The sequence below is a fragment of the Crossiella sp. S99.2 genome (genome assembly GCF_023094165.1).
Taxonomy (GTDB): Bacteria; Actinomycetota; Actinomycetes; order Mycobacteriales; family Pseudonocardiaceae; genus Crossiella.
Genome location: NZ_JALMDK010000002.1, coordinates 822694 through 837803 on the forward strand (window position 1 = coordinate 822694; position 15110 = coordinate 837803).

Consider the following 15110-nt stretch of genomic DNA (forward strand, 5'->3'; position numbering starts at 1 on the left):
GTGCGGACATGGCGGAGATCGTCGCGGCGGGCCTGGGGGTCCGGGTTGCCCAGCGGTGGCTGTTCCGGGAGCTGGACCTGACCGTGGACCCGGGGGAGTGCGTGGCGCTGACGGGGGCCAACGGCATCGGCAAGTCGACCCTGCTGCGCTGTGTGTACGGCACCCAGCCGGTCAGCGAGGGCCAGGTGCTGGTGGCCGGGGCGCCGCCGGATGAGACCTCGGTGGAGTTCCGGCGGTCCGTGTCGGTGAAGCTGGACGATTCCGAGTTTTTCCCCGAACTCAGCCCGCGCCAGCACATCGACCTGCTGCTCGGCTCCTTCGGCCGTCCAACCAGTGCCGAGGATGTGCTGGAACTCCTGGAGTACGCCGGACTCGGGGTGTGCGCGGACGTGGCCGCGGCGGCGCTGAGCGCGGGGCAACGGCAGCGGTTGCTGCTGCTCGGCGCGATCGCCCGGCCGCACGATGTGCTGCTGCTGGACGAGCCCGAGCGGGCCCTGGACGTCAAGGCGCGGGGCTGGGTGGCCGAGCTGGTGCGGCAGTGCACCGCCGAGGGGGTCGCGGTGGTGGTGGCCACGCACGATCCGAACCTGCGCGCGGCCATCGCGGATCGCACCGTGGAGCTGACGTGACCCGGCTGCTCACCCGCCTGCTGCCGGACGACCGCGCCCTGGGCTGGTTGTTCCTGGCCGCGCTGCTGGTCTACCCGTTCTTCGACCTGGCCGACGTCCGCGTCACCCTGGGCGTGACCACCGGCGCGGCCGCCGAGCCCGCCGTGCTGGCCCTGCTCTGCCTGGCCGCCGCGCTGGCCTGGCGTTCACTGAGCCAACGCGGTTTCCAGTGGGCCAGTCCGGCCCAGCTCACCTGGTCCGACTTCGGGCCCGGGGGCAGGGTGCGCACCCTGGGCCGCCGGATGTGGGCGGCCTGGGCGGCCCGGCTGGGTGGACTCGGCTACCTGTGGGGCCTGGTCGCGCTGGTCGGCGGGCTGTCCGTGCCGGCCACCCTCGCGGGCACGGCGCTGCTGCTCAGCAGCGCGGCGCTGGCCGCGGTCCTGGTGTGGCGGCTGCCGACCGAGTTGACCAGCGCCGTCGAACTTGCACTGCCCGCCGTGCTCGCCGCGCTGGCGATCGTCGCGCTCTGCGGCCTGCTCACCCCGATCCTGCTCGCCGCCGTCGCGGGCACCTTCCTGACCTTGACCGGAGCGGCCCTGATCGGCGCCAGCCGCGCGGCCGATCGGCTGGGCCGGGCACAGCTGGTCAGCCGCTGGGCCAACCGGGTCATCCGCGGTGTCGCCACCCGCTTCCTGGACGTCCTGCTGCTGCTCCCGGTCGGCGAACCGGTCTCCGCGCGGATCACCCTGCGCCGCCCGGTGCTGCTGCGCCTGGAGCTGGTCCGGCTGCTCGCCCGCCGTCGCTTCGTAGTGCCCGCGCTGCTGCTGGCGGGCCTGGTCGCGGCCGGCGCCGCCTGGGGGCTGTCCCCGGTCTGGCTGTTCGGGCTCGGCGGCTACTTCGCCGTGCTGCCCTTCACCGGCGGCCTCGGCGAGCTGTACCGCAGCGCCGGGCTGCGCCGCTGGCTCGGCTTCGACCGCCGGGTGATCTGGCAGACCTGGGCCGGTCTGCTCACCGCCCTGGTCACGCTGTGGACCGCGGCCGCGCTGCTGCTTGTCCCGGCCGCCCTGACCCCGGCGCTGGCCCTGGTCATTCCGCTGGTCGCGGTGTCGGTGCTGCGCACGGTCGCCCGCGACGCCGCCAGTTACGACACCAGCACCGCCACCATCGAACTCGGCGCCGGGCCGATCCCGGTCGCCTACCTGGCCAACACCTTCCGCGGCCTGGTGCTGCTGCTCTTCGGCCTGCTGCTGCTCGGCTGAGGCACTGGGCGGCGGGCTAGTTCCAGGACGGCAGCCAGACCTCGGCCTGCCAGCGCCACGGGGTCACCGAATCGCCGTTGAGGATCGGCCACAGCCAGACGAAGTTGGCGATCACCAGGCCCACGTACAGCGCGACCACCAGCAGCCCGGTCTTGCGCCGTTCCACGCCGTCGCTGGCCTTGCCCAGGATCTCGCCCAGGATCAGCACCAGGCCCAGCACCATGAACGGGGCCATCGGGGTGGCGTAGAAGTAGTACATCTGGCGGTCCAGGTTGGTGAACCAGGGCAGCCAGCCCGCGCAGTAGCCGACCAGCACGGCGGCGTAGCGCCAGTCCAGCTTGCCGAAGGCGCGCCAGATCGCCCAGCCCAGCATTGGGAAGGCCAGCCACCACATGGCCGGGGTGCCGATCAGCTTCACACCCGCCATGCAGTCGGTGCGGCCGCAGCCGGGCACCACGCCGTTGGACTCCAAGTAGTAGAGCATCGGCTTGAGACCCATCGGCCAGGCCCACGGCTTGGACTCGTACGGGTGTTTCTCGGTCGGGCTGAGGTTGTTGTGGAAGTTGAGCACCTCGCCGTTGTTGTACAGCAGCGCGCGCAGCGCGTCCGGGATGAAGCCCCAGGTTCCGCCCTCGGACAGGGTGCCGCCGACCAGGTGCCGGTCCACCCCGGTCTCACTGGCGTACCAGGCCCACCAGGTGCCGAAGTAGACCAGCACCGGCACCACCGCGAAGGCGGCGAAGGCCGGGAACAGGTCCCTGGCGATGGTGCCGCGCCACGGGCGGCGCACCCCGGCCGCGCGGCGGGCGGTGACGTCCCAGAACACGCTCAGCGCGGCGAAGGCCAGCACGAAGAAGGCCGCCGACCACTTCACGCCCAGACCCAGCCCGAGCAGCAGCACACCGGCGAAGCGCCACCAGCGGAAACCGAGCCGCGGCCCGTACTCGCTGGCGTTGATCCAGCCCTCGCGCACCGCCACGGCCAGCCGGTCGCGCACCAGGTCCCGGTCCACCAGCAGCGCGCCGAAGCCGGCCACGATGAACACGGTCAGGAAGATGTCCAGCATGCCGACCCTGGACTGCACGTGGCTGACCCCGTCGGCCACCAGCAGCACCCCGGCCAGCGCGCCCAGCAGCGTGGAGCGGGTCAGCCGCCGCGCGATCCGGACGATCAGGATGATGCACACCACGCCCGCGATGGCCGCGGTGAACCGCCAGCCGAGGCCGTTGTAGCCGAAGAGCCACTCGCCGAAGCCGATCAGCTGTTTGCCCAGCGGCGGGTGCACGATCAGCCGGAAGCCGGGGTTGTCCTCATAGCCGCCGTTGCGCAGCACCTGCCAGGCCTGCGGCACGTAGTGCTTCTCGTCGAAGACCGGCGTGCCCTTGTCGGTGGGGTGGGCGAGGTTCCAGAACCGCACCAGCCCGCCCAGCAGCGCCAGCGACAGGGTCACCAGCCAGCCGCGCAGGCGGTCGGTTGGCATGGGCGGGCCGAGGCGCTCGGCCGGGTCGTGCACCACGGCGCCACCTGGCGGTTCGGGCGGCGGCGCCTTCTCGGCTGCCAGCCAGCCCTCGTCGGTCGTACGGCCGGCGGCGGGCGGCACCAGAACACTCACGGCGTCGATCGTAGGGTGAGGAGCATGGACGCCCCACCCGGATCGGGTCGATTGGTGCTCGCCGCCACCCCGCTTGGCGAGATCGGCGACGCCTCACCGCGCCTGTCCGAGGCCCTGCGCAGCGCCGATGTCATCGCCGCCGAGGACACCCGCCGCCTGCGCAACCTGTGTTCCGCGCTCAAGGTCGAGCCACTCGGCCGGATCGTCAGCTTCTACGAGCAGAACGAGGTGGGCAGGCTGCCCGGCCTGGTCGAGGCCATCCGCGGCGGTGGGACGGTCGTGCTGGTCACCGACGCGGGCATGCCCAGCGTGTCCGACCCCGGCTACCGGCTGGTCGCGGCCTGCGTGACCGAGGACCTGCCCGTCACCTGCCTGCCCGGACCCTCCGCGGTGACCACCGCGCTGGCCGTGTCCGGCCTGCCCTGCGAGCGGTTCTGCTTCGAGGGTTTCCCGCCGCGCAAGGCCGGTGAGCGGCGGCGCTGGTTCACCCAGCTGGCCAGCGAGCAGCGCACCGCGGTCTTCTTCGAGGCCCCGCACCGGCTGGCGGACAGCCTGGCCGACGCGGCCGAGGTGCTCGGCGGCGACCGGCTGGCCGCGGTCTGCCGGGAGCTGACCAAGACCTACGAGGAGATCCGCCGCGGCACCCTCGCCGAACTGGCCGAATGGGCCGCCGAGGGGGTGCGCGGGGAGATCACCGTGGTGCTCGCCGGGGTGCCGCCGGAGCAGAACGAGGTCGAGGTGACCGCGCTGGTGGAGGTGGTGGAGGAGCGGGTGCGCGGTGGCGCCCGGCTCAAGGACGCCACCGCCGCGGTCGCGGCCAGCACCGGGGTCAGCCGCAAGGCCCTCTACGACGCGGTGCTGCTGGCCCGCAAGAGCTGATCAGCCCAGGCACACCTTGCGCACGGTGTTCAGGTTCTCCACCGTCTGCTTGGCCCAGTTGCCCAGGTTGAGCACGCCGTCGACCTTCTCCTTGGCCAGCGAGGTGTAGTGGTCGGCCACCGTGGTCAGTGCGCCCTTGACGTCGGCCTCGGCCACGTTCTTGGTCAGGTCGATCAGCCGGTCGGCCTTCTCCTTGGCCTCGTTCCTGGTCTGCTGCGGGTCGTTCGGGTTGGGCTGCAGGGTGGCCAGGTTGATCGCCTCGGTGCACACCTTGGCCTTGTCCGCGAACGCGCTCGCCTGCTGGCAGGCGCCGAGCACGGCGATCGCCGGCACCGCGGCGAGAGCGAGTAAGACCAGCCGTGACCTGCGCATCGAAACCCCTCCAGTGGTGGACGTCGTCAGTGGCGCCCAGGCTAGGGAGAGCGGAAGTCAGCCCGCGTCGGTCCGCGGGTTGACCCCGATCTCCTCCGCTGGGTGGACAACCTCGCCCGCGTACAGCCGGCGGATCACGTCGTCGATGCTGGGCTCCACCACCGAGATGTCGTGCACCGCGGCCCGTTCGGCCACCGCCGCGATCAGCGCGGCCGCGGTGATCCGGTCCCGCCGGAAGACCAGGTGGTGCCGCCTGCCCTCGTTCTCCACCCGGCACCCGGTCACCCCCGGCAGCCCGGTCAGCGGTTCGGCGGGCGCCTCCAGGTCGACCACCAGGGTGCGCTCGCCGACCGCCTCGGTGCGCAGCCGGGACAGCGGTCCGTCGGCGAGCACCCGGCCGTGGTCGATGACCAGCAACCGGCGGCACAGCCGTTCGATGTCGTCCAGGTCGTGCGTGGTCAGCAGCAGGGTGACACCGCGGGTGGCGTTCAGCTCGGCCAGGAACTCGCGCAGCCGCTCCTTGGACTCCAGGTCAAGGCCGATGGTCGGCTCGTCCAGCACCAGCAGCTCCGGGGCGTGCAGCAGCGCCGCGGTGACCTCCCCGCGCATCCGCTGCCCGAGCGAGAGCTGCCGCACCGGCGTGCCCAGGAAATCGCCCAGCCCCAGCAGTTCCACGCATTCGGCGAGCCGGGTGGCGTGCTCGGCGGCGGGCACCCGGTAGATATCGCGCAGCAGCGCGAAGCTGTCCGAGAGCGGCAGGTCCCACCAGAGCTGGCTGCGCTGGCCGAAGACCACGCCGATCCGGGCGGCCAGCTCCACCCGCCGCCGGGACGGGTCCAGGCCGCAGGTGCGCACCCGGCCGCCGGTGGGGGTGAGGATGCCGGTGAGCATCTTGATCGTGGTCGACTTGCCGGCGCCGTTGGGCCCGACGTAGCCGACCGCCTCGCCGCGCTGCACCGCGAAGGACACCGAGTCCACCGCGGTCACCTGGTGCCGTTCGCTGCGGAACCGGCTGAGCTTGCGACGCACGGTGAAGGTGCGGGTCAGGTCCTCGGCTTCGAGGTGCGGGGTCATGATCCAGTCCCTCGGTAGTGTCTGACCGCGGCCCGCCACACCAGTGCCGCCAGTCCCAGCGCGAGCACCGCCACCACCGGGCTGATCCAGCCCAGGAAGGCAGGCGTGCCCAGCGGATCGGGCTTGCCGAGCAGGGCGAGCGCGGGGAAGTAGGCGATGAAGGCGGCCGGGATGACGAAGGCCAGCGCGGTGCGCAGCCAGGCCGGGTAGACGGTGATCGGGTACGAGGCGAGGAAGTGTCCGCCGTAGGTGAGGCTGTTGGCCAGGTCCGAACCCTCGATCAGCCAGAAGCACACCGAGGCCGCCATGATCCACACCGCGCTCATCAGCACCGCGCCCGCGATCGGGGTGATCACCAGCAGCAGTGCGGTATGCCAGCCCCAATCAATGTCCACTGTGGACACCACGTAGGTCAGCACGCCGATGCCCAGGCAGATCCGGCCCAGCCGCCGGAGCTGGAAGTCCGAGACCATGATCTGGCCGAGGCTGCTCAGCGGCCGGGTCAGCACCGAGTCGAACTTGCCGGTGCGCAGGTACTGCGGCAGCCGGTCGAGCTGGCCGACCGCCAGATCGGCCAGGCCGAAGGAGGTGCTGGCCAGCGCGTACATCAGCAGCACCTCGGCGCGGCTGAACCCGCCGAGGTCGGTGATCCGGGAGAAGATCACCAGGATCGCCACCAGCTCGGTGGCCTGCGCGATCGCGTCGCCGACACAGGCCATCGCGAAGGAGGCCCGGTAACTCAGCTGCGAGCGGATCTGGGCGCCGATCAGCCTGCGGTACACCGTGAGGCTAGCCACCCTGCACCACCACCTTGTGCACCGCGCCGCGCATGGCCAGCCGCCCGCCGAGGTAGAGGATGCCGAACCAGATCGCCTGGTAGGCCAACGGAATCAGCGGTGAACCGGCCTCGGTGAACACGTCGATCGGGGCCTGCACCAGGCAGGGGAACGGGGTCAGCCAGAGCACGGTCTGCACCCAGTCCGGGAAGAAGGCCAGCGGCACGATCAGCCCGCCCAGGATCCCGGCGGACATGCCGTACAGCGAGACCGGGCCGCGGTTGTCCAGCAGCCAGAACGCGCTGAGCGCCAACAGGAACCGGGCGCAGAAGCTCACGCCCACGGCCAGCGCCAGGCTCAGCGGGAACAGCAGCCAGGTCAGGCTGTGCTGTGGCCACAGGAACGGGAAGAACAACGCGCCGAAGACCACTGGCGGCAGGAACCGGGTGAGCACGGCGTACCCGGCCCGGCCGAGGTCCTCGGCGAGCAGGGCCAGTTGCAGGTTCCACGGCCGGGACAGGTCCACCACGACGTCCCCGGTGCGCACCCGCTCGCCGATCTCGTGCTGTCCCCACAACACGACGGTGGCGAGCATGCCCTGCCCGAGCCAGACATAGGTGGCCGAGCGGGCCGGGTCGTAGCCGGCGATCTCGCGCCGCCCGTCGAGCATGGCGAAGAGCACCGAGACCCGGAGCAGCCCGAAGACGACGTTGGTGAACAGGCCCGCGACGGTGGCCTGACGATAGGAGGAGTAACGACGGAAACCCGCGCCGATCATGCGCGCATAGGGAGCTGCCGAAGAGCGCACGTCCAGCAACGCTACGGCGCGGGGCAAGTCAATTAGGGGATGAGCACGATCTTCCCGACCCCGCGGGAGCCGGTCATCTTCGTCAGTGCGGCGGCCGCCTCCACCAGTGGCATCCGCTCGGCGATCGGCACCTCCAACTGTCCACTCCGGACCAGCTCGAACACCTCGGCCAGCGCCGCGTTCGCGCCGGCGCCCGGCCGGATGCCGTAGAAATCGGCCCGCCGCCCGTTGCTCGCGCCGAGCAGTCCGCGCACCTTGTAGCCGAGGATCCGGCCGACCAGCGGCAGGTACGGCAGGAACCGGTTGCCTGGCTTGTCATAGGTGCTGGCCGAGCCGTAGCCGATGACGATCCCCTTGCGCGCCAACAGGTTCCAGCTCTGCGCGTAGCTCTGCGCGCCCAGGTGGTCGAACACCGCGTCCACCCCGTCGGGCGCCAGCTCACGCACCCGCGCCGGCACGTCGCCGCGGTAGTCGATCGGTTCGGCGCCCAGTTCGCGCACGGCCTCGTGCTTGGCCGCCGAGGCGGTGCCCAGCACCCGCGCGCCCGCGTTCAGCGCGAGCTGCACCAGCAGCGTGCCCACCCCGCCACTGGCCCCGTGCACCAGCACGGTCTGCCCGGACCCGAGCTTGGCCCTGGCGGCCATCTGGAACGCGGTGATCCCGTTGAGCACCGCGGCCACCGCGGTCGGGCTGTCCACGCCCTCGGGCACCGGCACCAGCTTGGTGGCCTCGACCTCGGCGAAACTCCGCCAGCCGCCGGTGACGGTCAGCGCGGCCACCCTGGTGCCGATCAGGTGCTGGGAGACGCCGTCGCCGATCGAGCGCACCTTGCCGACCAGGTCGTAGCCGGGGGTGAACGGGAACTTGGGTTGGGCGGGGTAGGTGCCGTGCACCATGTGCACGTCCGCGAAGGCCACCCCGCTGGCCTCCACCTCGATCAGCGCGGTGCCTGCCGCCGGGTGGTGCGCGGTGCGTTCCCGCACCTCAACCGGTCCGCCCTTGGCCGCAACCACGATCTCGCGTACCCGAGTCACCTGGGCACTCCTCCCAGTCAGGGGGTGAGCACGATCTTGCCGGTGACGCCGCCCGCGGTGAGTGTCGTCAGCGCCTCACCGGCCCGGTCCATCGGCAGCCTTTCGGCCACCCTTGGGTCCAGCTTTCCACCTCGTGCCAAACCGAGAACTTCAGCCGGCGCGGCGCGGAAGCCCTAACAGGGCTCTTACTGGAGTAACAACTTCTTACATGAGTTTGAGTCTGTTACCTTCATCCTGTCAAGAGGGCAGGAGGACACGGGTGAGCGACCGGCGCGAGCGGTTCCGCGAGCAGACCATCGCCGAGGTGAAGGAGCACGCGCTGGCCCAGGTGGCCGAGGCCGGCGCGACCGGGGTGTCGGTGAACGCCATCGCCAAACGCATGGGGGTGACCGGCCCGGCGCTCTACCGCTACTTCGCCAGCCGGGACGCCCTGCTCACCGCGCTGATCTCGGACGCCTACCACGACCTGGCCGACACGGTCACCGAGGCGACCACCGGCGCCGCCGGGCAACGGGCCCGCGCCTACGCCGCCGCCTTCCGCGGCTGGGCCCTGGCCCAGCCGCACCGGTACCTGCTGCTCTTCGGCACCCCGGTGCCCGGCTACCAGGCCCCCGAGGACACCATCGCGGCCGCCAACCGGGCGATGACCGTGCTGCTCACCGTCTTCGACGACACCGGCCGCACACCCGGCCCGGAACTACCGGGTCAGCTCCAGGACGAGCTGTCCGCCTGGGGCGCCCGCGCCGGGCACGGCACCCGCAGCCCGGCCGAACTGCACTGGGCGCTCACCGCGTGGAGCCGCCTGCACGGCCTGGTCAGCCTGGAGGTGACCGAACAGTTCGGCCCGATGGGCATCTCGGCGGGCGCGCTGTACGAGCGCGAGGTGGACGAACTGGTGGCCGAGCTGCCGGATTAGCCGGCAGCCACCGGCGGCACCGAGGACCAGCCGCCGGGCAGCAGGTCCCACTCCAGCCAGGGCGCCGCCCCGGCCCGCTGCAACGCGGCCGCGGACAGCCACACCGCGGCGACGGTCAGCACCGGCAGGATCAGGCTCAGCTCAACCTTGCCGCCGGTCTTCATCCGCAGCAGCTTCGGCGGGGCCACCGGGAACCACAGCTTGCCCATGATCGGCACCGGCCACAGCATCGGGCAGCCCTGCTCGGTGATCGCGTCCCCGATGTAGTGCGCCACGCAGCCGGTGATCACCGCGATGCCCAGCGCAGGGGCCTGTTCCGGCCCGGTCTGCGCCCAGGACCAGCACAGGATGGTCAGCAGCGCGGAGGAACCGCTGATCGCCCAGGCGTCCCGCTTCGGGCACCACTTGTGCATCAGCCCGCGCACGGCCAGGCCGCAGAAGAAGAACAGCAGGATCGGCAATGCCCACCGGTTGGTCGCCTGCACCACCGCGGTGGTGCCGATCCCGGCCAGCAACGCGAAGACCACGGTGTGGGTCAGGCCGCGGTGGCCGCCGTCCCGGTTGGAGTCCTTCTTGGTCCGGGTTCCCCGATACACCGCGTGACTGACCGTGTTGATCGCCTTGGACGCGGCCTTGCTGATCGGGCCGAAGGTGCGGGACACCGTGGAGCCGGGGTGGTCAAGATCGGGCAGCAGGGCCGCGCCGGAGGCCATGATGGCTCCCACCACCACGGTCTGCGGGGTGAAGTGTCCCAGGTCGTAGGCGCCGAAGCCGACCACCACCGCCCCCCAGGCGGCGGTCCCACTGATCGCGTGCGTCGGCCCTGTCGACATCGATTCCCCCCGCAGATTCACCCGGTTCAGCGAGGGAAACCTATCGGTCGGCACCGACAGCGAGTGTGACGGTGTTCCCTTTTCCCGAGGGCCAAAAGCAACTACCCGCCGCTACCAGTACGCTTGTCTTGCTTGCATTGTCGCGAGAGGAGAGCCCGGCGCATGGGCAAGATCAAGGTTCACGGGACCGTCGTCGAGCTCGACGGCGACGAGATGACCCGCATCATCTGGCAGTTCATCAAGGACAAGCTCATCCACCCGTATCTCGATGTCAACCTCGAGTACTACGACCTCGGCATCGAGTACCGGGACGCCACCGACGACCAGGTGACGATCGACTCGGCCAACGCCATCAAGAAGCACGGCGTCGGCGTGAAGTGCGCGACCATCACCCCCGACGAGGCGCGCGTCGAGGAGTTCGGCCTGAAGAAGATGTGGCGGAGCCCGAACGGGACCATCCGCAACATCCTCGGCGGCGTGGTCTTCCGCGAGCCGATCATCATCTCCAACATCCCGCGCCTGGTGCCCACCTGGACCAAGCCGATCATCATCGGCCGGCACGCGCACGGTGACCAGTACAAGGCCAGCGACTTCAAGGTCCCCGGCCCCGGCACCGTCACCATCACCTACACCCCGGCCGACGGCTCCGCGCCGGTGGAGATCGAGGTGGCGCAGTTCCCCGAGGGCGGCGGCGTCGCCATGGGGATGTACAACTTCCGCAAGTCCATCGAGGACTTCGCCCGCGCCTCGCTGTCCTACGGGCTGCTGCGCAACTACCCGGTCTACATGTCGACCAAGAACACGATCCTCAAGGCCTACGACGGCATGTTCAAGGACGTGTTCGAGGAGATCTTCCAGGCCGAGTTCAAGGCCGAGTTCGACGCCAAGGGCCTGACCTACGAGCACCGCCTCATCGACGACATGGTCGCCGCGGCCATGAAGTGGGAGGGCGGCTACGTCTGGGCGTGCAAGAACTACGACGGTGACGTGCAGTCCGACACCGTGGCGCAGGGCTTCGGCTCGCTGGGCCTGATGACCTCCGTGCTGATGACCCCGGACGGCAAGACCGTCGAGGCCGAGGCCGCGCACGGCACCGTCACCCGGCACTTCCGCCAGCACCAGGCGGGCAAGCCGACCTCCACCAACCCGATCGCCTCGATCTACGCGTGGACCGGTGGCCTGAAGCACCGCGGCAAGCTGGACGGCACCCCCGAGGTCACCGGCTTCGCCGAGGCCCTGGAGCAGGTCATCATCAACACCGTCGAGAGCGGCAAGATGACCAAGGACCTGGCGCTGCTGATCAGCAAGGACCAGGAGTGGCTGACCACCGAGGACTTCCTCGGCACCCTGGATGAGAACCTGCAGAAGAAGATGGCCGGCTGAGTCCGGTCACCACAGGTTCCGAGGGCCGTCTTCCCGCGCCGGAAGACGGCCCTCGGGCTTTTCCGTTCACAGCTCGTTGCCGCCGCAAGCACGTTCGGGTGGCCGGTCCGGGCACCCGAGTGCACTTGCCCGCCGCCCTCTTCGCAGCTCAGAGCCAGCCCGCTATACCGGGTACAGGCCCGTGAGCGCCGAGGAGGCCGCCGTGTTCATGATCCGTCCGGTGCTGTTGGCAGGTGCTGCCGCAGCAGGTCTGTTCGTGCTGTCCTTCGGCAGCAACGCCCAGGGCGACAAGCCGGGGGAGGCCCCGGCCGACGGCAAGCCCCGCTGCGAGTTCCACGTGCAGGCCGACCTGCTCAACGTCCGCTCCGGCCCCGGCACCGCGCACAAGGTGGTGGCCAGGCTGCGCAAGGACGCCCAGACCGGCGGCCACGGCGAGACCAAGGACGGCTTCCGCAAACTCGCCGACGACCGCTGGGTGGCCGCGGAGTTCCTGAAACCGGACTCCCGCAACACCTGCCAGTAGCGCCTCACCGCACCCCGGTCACCACGCCACCGGCCCCCAGTTCGACCCGGGGCCGTTCCCCGTCCATGTCCAGCCCCCGCACTCCGAGTCCGGACACCCCCGCCGGCAATGGCGCGCGCCGCGGCGCCGCGGCCGCCCGTGCGCCCTCGGGCAACGCGTCGATGGCCACCGGATCCCCCGCCACACTGGCGTTCTCCGCCACGACCACCACCTGATTGCCCTCGATCCGGGCTCCCAGCACGAGGTCCACCCGGACCCCGTCCACCTCTCCGCTGAGCCGCCCGCCCTCCACCGCCCGCAACCCGGTCACCGCGGGCAGTGAGACGAACCAGGACACGTCCTCGGCCCGGTGCCGCCCCGGATCCACCTGCCGGGCCAGCACCCGGACCGGGTTCCCCAGCCCGTCCACCCCACTCGCCTCGACCAGTTCGAACCAGCTCCCCGCCGAGTCCACCCCCGGCAGCCCCTCCACCCGGACCCCGGACACCTCCCCGCCCACCAGCGGCCGCACCTCCGCCGCCGCGGCGGCCTCCGAGGCCGAATTCCCGGCCAGCAACAACGGCGCGATCAGATAGCCCACCACCGCCAGCCCCGCGACAAAGGCCGCCACCCGCCCCACATTGACCCGCCGCCCGGTCCCCATGTCCGCTGCTCCTCCCCAGTGAAGTTGCCCCCACCCTGCCGGGCCGCCGGGAGCCGCACCTCGGCTGAAGAGCCGGAGATCGAGCCGGCGGATCGGTCATTCGGCCAGCCCGGCCACCGCTCCGACCAGCCTTGACACCCTCAAGACGACTGGTCATATTTAACTCATGCCACGTCCCAGCGTTCGCGAGGTCATCGTCGAAACGGCCCTCGTCGAGTTCCACCGCAGCGGCTATTCCGCCTGCTCGGTGGACGCCATCACCCGGGCCGCCGGCGTGCCCAAGGGCTCCTTCTACAACCACTTCCGGAGCAAGGAGGAGCTGGGCGTCGAGGTGATCGGGCGGTACGCGGCCAACCCGGAGTGGAGCCGGGACGCCGACCCCGGAGCCGCGCCGCTGGAGCGGTTGCGGGCGCGGTTCGGGATCATGCGGGATGTCATGGTGGGCAACGAGTTCACCCGCGGCTGCCTGATCGGCAACATGGGCTCCGAGCAGGCCGATCACAGCGCGGCGATCCGGGCCGAGGTGGACACCGACCTGAGCGCCTGGTCCGGGGCGATCGCCGACCTGGTGCGGGAGGCGCAGGCCGAGGGCGCCGCGCCCGCAGGGCTGGACCCGGACCGGGTGGCCCGGTTCGTGCTCAACGCCTGGCAGGGCACGGTGTTGCGGACCAAGGTGGTGCGGTCCGGGCAGGCATTCGAGGACTTCTTCGCGGTCGTGTTCGACGACCTGCTCGCCGTGGGCTAAGCCGTCAGATCGAGCACCACGCGGAAGCGGGCGTTGCCGGAGAGCATGTGCTCGTAGGCCTTGGGCGCCTCGCTCAGCGGCAGCACCTCGTTCATCGCCCGGATCCCGCCGCGCACGCTGAAGGCCAGGTTGTCCTCGTTCTCGATCGAGGAACCGGTCAGGCAGCCGGTGATCGACCGGGTGCCGAAGATCAGGTCGGTGGTGTTCACCATGATCGGGTCGCCTGCCGCGCCGAGCACCAGCAGCACGCCCCGCGGCGCCAGCCCGGTGATCAGCGGTGACATCGAGGCCCCGCTGGAGGCGGTGGCCACGATCGCGGCCGCGCCGCCGAGCCGCTGCAGGGCCTCGCCGGGGTCCTCGGTCCGGCTGTCGATGTAGTGCTCCGCGCCCAGTTCGGCCGCCAGCGCCGCCTTGTCGGTGCCCCTGGCGATGGCCGCCACCCGGTAGCCGAGCGCGCGGGCGTACTGCAGCCCCAGGTGCCCGAGTCCGCCGATGCCCTGCACGGCCACCAGCGCGCCGGGCCGCGCGTCCAGGCCGGCCAGCGCGCTGTAGGTGGTCAGCCCAGCGCACAGCAGCGGCGCGGCCTCCACCGCCGACAACTCGTCCGGGATCCGGACCAGCCCGGACGCCCGCGCGTAGACCACCTCGGCGTACCCGCCGTCCACGCTGGTGCCGGTGCGCGGCTGGTCCGCGCAGTTCACGAAGTCGCCCCGGCGGCAGGACTGGCAGGCCCCGCAGTGCCCGCCGAGGAAGCCCACGCCGACCCGCTCACCGGTCTGCCAGCCGCGCACCCCGGCGCCGACCACCTCGATCACCCCGACGATCTCGTGTCCAGGCACGATCGGCTGGCTCGGGTCTTCGCGCAGCCCCTCGGCCGCCATCGCGTCGGTGTGGCAGACACCGCAGGCCAGCGCGCGCAGCCGCACCTCGCCGGGGGCCGGCTCCCGGATCTCCCGCTCGACCAGCGTGAACTGCCGGGAACCCCGCGCCTCGACAGCGCGGTAGGTGGTCTTGGAATCAGTGGTCATGGCGTCAATATGACCGGTCGTCTTAAACTCTGTCAAGCGACACCTTGACTGGTCGGCGGTCCTTGCTCGGCCTCGTCGCTACCGCGCCGGCACCCGCATCCCGGCGGTGCGTGGGCTGTGGGCCGAGGGCGACACGGTGATCGCGTGACCGCTCAGCGCGCCTTGCCCTCCTTGAGCAGCTCGACCGACTTCGCGATCCGCCGGGCCCTGGTCTCCGCGGTCTTCGCGCCGTCGATGTTGAGCGTGTGCCAGCGCTGGTTGCTGTAGGACAGGCCCCGGAAGAACTCCGCGGCCGCGGGTTCGGCGGCCAGCGCGGCGGCCAGGTCCGCGGGCACCTCCACCGTGCGCGGCGCGGTGTCCAGGGCCACCGTCACCTCGATCCGGTCACCCGCCGCCACCCCCGCCGCGGTGCGGTTCTCCGCGCTCAGCGGCAGCCAGTACTCCCCGCCCATCACCGCGACCGTGCTGCGGTAGCGGTGCCCGCCGATGGTGACCAGCACGGCGGGCCGCTTGCCCGCGTCGAGCACCTCCACCACCTCGACCGGCACCCGCAGCCCGGTCGCGGTCTTGCCGCCCAGCTCAACGGTGGTCAGAAACTTCATCGCGGTGCCCTTTCC

The 15110-nt window shown here is 71.2% G+C and carries 17 protein-coding genes and 1 pseudogene; 7 read left to right on the forward strand and 11 right to left on the reverse strand.

Annotated elements, in window-relative coordinates:
* Window positions 1–8 precede the first annotated feature (8 nt).
* Together MZC64_RS10400 and MZC64_RS10405 are read left to right on the forward strand one after the other, a co-directional pair.
* A complete protein-coding gene (locus tag MZC64_RS10400) occupies window positions 9–629 on the forward strand; it encodes an ATP-binding cassette domain-containing protein (protein ID WP_247763228.1) in 621 nt (206 codons plus the stop codon).
* The gene (locus MZC64_RS10405) at window positions 626–1867 is read left to right on the forward strand and encodes a hypothetical protein (RefSeq protein WP_247763229.1); all 1242 of its coding nucleotides are present in this window, start codon (window positions 626–628) and stop codon (window positions 1865–1867) included. The genes MZC64_RS10400 and MZC64_RS10405 overlap by 4 nt, the downstream gene beginning before the upstream one ends.
* Window positions 1868–1883: 16 nt before the next feature.
* On the opposite strand, the gene MZC64_RS10410 is transcribed toward MZC64_RS10405, so the two are convergent.
* Complete coding sequence (locus MZC64_RS10410) at window positions 1884–3347, reverse strand: dolichyl-phosphate-mannose--protein mannosyltransferase (RefSeq protein ID WP_247763381.1); 1464 nt, start codon at window positions 3345–3347, stop codon at window positions 1884–1886.
* Between the two features lie 156 nt (window positions 3348–3503).
* Here MZC64_RS10410 and rsmI point away from each other — a divergent pair, with 156 nt between their 5' ends.
* The gene (gene rsmI, locus MZC64_RS10415; RefSeq protein ID WP_247763230.1) at window positions 3504–4358 is read left to right on the forward strand and encodes a 16S rRNA (cytidine(1402)-2'-O)-methyltransferase; all 855 of its coding nucleotides are present in this window, start codon (window positions 3504–3506) and stop codon (window positions 4356–4358) included.
* Here rsmI and MZC64_RS10420 read toward each other — a convergent pair whose 3' ends face one another.
* From MZC64_RS10420 to MZC64_RS10445, 6 genes and pseudogenes are all read right to left on the reverse strand, one after another.
* Window positions 4359–4730 carry a hypothetical protein gene (locus MZC64_RS10420; protein ID WP_247763231.1) on the reverse strand — a complete coding sequence of 124 codons (372 nt, stop codon included), beginning with the start codon at window positions 4728–4730 and terminating at the stop codon, window positions 4359–4361.
* Window positions 4731–4787: 57 nt separating this feature from the next.
* Window positions 4788–5804: an ATP-binding cassette domain-containing protein gene (locus MZC64_RS10425; RefSeq protein WP_247763232.1), complete on the reverse strand. Its 1017-nt coding sequence runs from the start codon at window positions 5802–5804 to the stop codon at window positions 4788–4790.
* Window positions 5801–6601: an ABC transporter permease gene (locus MZC64_RS10430; protein WP_247763233.1), complete on the reverse strand. Its 801-nt coding sequence runs from the start codon at window positions 6599–6601 to the stop codon at window positions 5801–5803. Before MZC64_RS10430 ends, MZC64_RS10425 begins: the two co-directional genes overlap by 4 nt.
* Complete coding sequence (locus MZC64_RS10435) at window positions 6594–7415, reverse strand: ABC-2 family transporter protein (RefSeq protein ID WP_247763234.1); 822 nt, start codon at window positions 7413–7415, stop codon at window positions 6594–6596. The genes MZC64_RS10430 and MZC64_RS10435 overlap by 8 nt, the downstream gene beginning before the upstream one ends.
* A gap of 5 nt (window positions 7416–7420) precedes the next feature.
* Window positions 7421–8422 (reverse strand): zinc-binding dehydrogenase, encoded by a 1002-nt coding sequence (locus MZC64_RS10440; RefSeq protein ID WP_247763235.1) that lies wholly within the window; start codon window positions 8420–8422, stop codon window positions 7421–7423.
* A gap of 17 nt (window positions 8423–8439) precedes the next feature.
* Window positions 8440–8565, reverse strand: a pseudogene (locus MZC64_RS10445) (zinc-binding dehydrogenase); the annotation flags it as partial.
* Between the two features lie 116 nt (window positions 8566–8681).
* On the opposite strand from MZC64_RS10445, the gene MZC64_RS10450 reads away from it, so the two are divergent.
* Window positions 8682–9338 (forward strand): TetR/AcrR family transcriptional regulator, encoded by a 657-nt coding sequence (locus MZC64_RS10450; protein WP_247763237.1) that lies wholly within the window; start codon window positions 8682–8684, stop codon window positions 9336–9338.
* Here MZC64_RS10450 and MZC64_RS10455 read toward each other — a convergent pair.
* A complete protein-coding gene (locus tag MZC64_RS10455) occupies window positions 9335–10171 on the reverse strand; it encodes a metal-dependent hydrolase (protein ID WP_247763238.1) in 837 nt (278 codons plus the stop codon). The two genes, MZC64_RS10450 and MZC64_RS10455, sit on opposite strands and share 4 nt — an antisense overlap.
* Before the next feature lie 162 nt (window positions 10172–10333).
* On the opposite strand from MZC64_RS10455, the gene MZC64_RS10460 reads away from it, so the two are divergent.
* Both MZC64_RS10460 and MZC64_RS10465 read left to right on the forward strand, forming a co-directional pair.
* Window positions 10334–11554, forward strand: coding sequence for an NADP-dependent isocitrate dehydrogenase (locus tag MZC64_RS10460; protein WP_185001597.1), 1221 nt, complete (start codon window positions 10334–10336; stop codon window positions 11552–11554).
* A gap of 181 nt (window positions 11555–11735) precedes the next feature.
* The gene (locus MZC64_RS10465; RefSeq protein ID WP_247763239.1) at window positions 11736–12077 is read left to right on the forward strand and encodes an SH3 domain-containing protein; all 342 of its coding nucleotides are present in this window, start codon (window positions 11736–11738) and stop codon (window positions 12075–12077) included.
* A 4-nt stretch (window positions 12078–12081) separates the two neighbouring features.
* Here MZC64_RS10465 and MZC64_RS10470 read toward each other — a convergent pair whose 3' ends face one another.
* Entirely contained in the window at window positions 12082–12720 is a 639-nt protein-coding gene (locus tag MZC64_RS10470) for a hypothetical protein (protein ID WP_247763240.1), read from the reverse strand.
* Window positions 12721–12886: 166 nt separating this feature from the next.
* Here MZC64_RS10470 and MZC64_RS10475 point away from each other — a divergent pair, with 166 nt between their 5' ends.
* Entirely contained in the window at window positions 12887–13465 is a 579-nt protein-coding gene (locus tag MZC64_RS10475; protein ID WP_247763241.1) for a TetR/AcrR family transcriptional regulator, read from the forward strand.
* On the opposite strand, the gene MZC64_RS10480 is transcribed toward MZC64_RS10475, so the two are convergent.
* Both MZC64_RS10480 and MZC64_RS10485 read right to left on the reverse strand, forming a co-directional pair.
* Entirely contained in the window at window positions 13462–14493 is a 1032-nt protein-coding gene (locus tag MZC64_RS10480; protein WP_247763242.1) for an alcohol dehydrogenase catalytic domain-containing protein, read from the reverse strand. The genes MZC64_RS10475 and MZC64_RS10480 overlap by 4 nt on opposite strands.
* Window positions 14494–14645: 152 nt before the next feature.
* Window positions 14646–15095, reverse strand: coding sequence for a YdeI/OmpD-associated family protein (locus tag MZC64_RS10485; RefSeq protein WP_247763243.1), 450 nt, complete (start codon window positions 15093–15095; stop codon window positions 14646–14648).
* Window positions 15096–15110 lie beyond the last annotated feature (15 nt).